This is a genomic window from Pseudomonas sp. ENNP23 (assembly GCF_001728945.1).
GTDB lineage: Bacteria > Pseudomonadota > Gammaproteobacteria > Pseudomonadales > Pseudomonadaceae > Metapseudomonas > Metapseudomonas otitidis.
Map to the genome: position 1 here is coordinate 1 of NZ_LYSP01000115.1, position 678 is coordinate 678.

The 678-nt window shown below is 64.7% G+C and carries 1 protein-coding gene; it reads left to right on the top strand.

Going from position 1 to position 678, the window contains the following annotated elements; translation table 11 throughout:
• A partial coding sequence (locus A9G05_RS26270) for an OprD family outer membrane porin (protein WP_069563710.1) occupies positions 1 to 678 on the top strand: 678 nt, incomplete at both ends.

Consider the following 678-nt stretch of genomic DNA (forward strand, 5'->3'; position numbering starts at 1 on the left):
CGTGACCGCCAAGCTGCGCGCCTCCAAGAGCGTGCTCAAGGTCGGCACCCTGATGCCCAAGCTGCCCAGCGTGCAGTACAACGACTCGCGCCTGCTGCCGCAGACCTTCAAGGGCGGCCACCTCAACGCCCTGGAGATCGACGGCCTGAGCCTCGACGCCGGCCGTCTGACCCAGGTGAACCAGCGCGACTCCTCCGACTACGAGGACATGACCATCACCAGCGGCGGCGCGCGCGGCATCACCTTCCGCAGCGGCACCACCAGCGATGCGTTCACCTTCGGCGGGGCCACCTACAAGTGGAACGACAACCTCACCACCGGCTACAACTACGGCAACCTCGACGACTTCTACAAACAGCACATCTTCACCCTGGTGCACATGCTGCCGCTGGGTGACAAGCAGTCCCTGAAGAGCGACATCCGCTACGCCCGCTCCACCGACGAAGGCACCAGCAACGTGGACAACAAGGCCTTCGGCGCCATGTTCACCTACGCCCTCGGCGGCCATGCCTTCGGCCTCGGCTACCAGAGCATGAGCGGCGACACCGGCTACGCCTACATCAACGGCACCGACCCGTACCTGGTGAACTACGTGCAGATCGGCGACTTCGCCAACAAGGACGAGAAGTCCTGGCAGGCCCGCTACGACTTCAACTTCGCCTCCGTGGGCATCCCCGG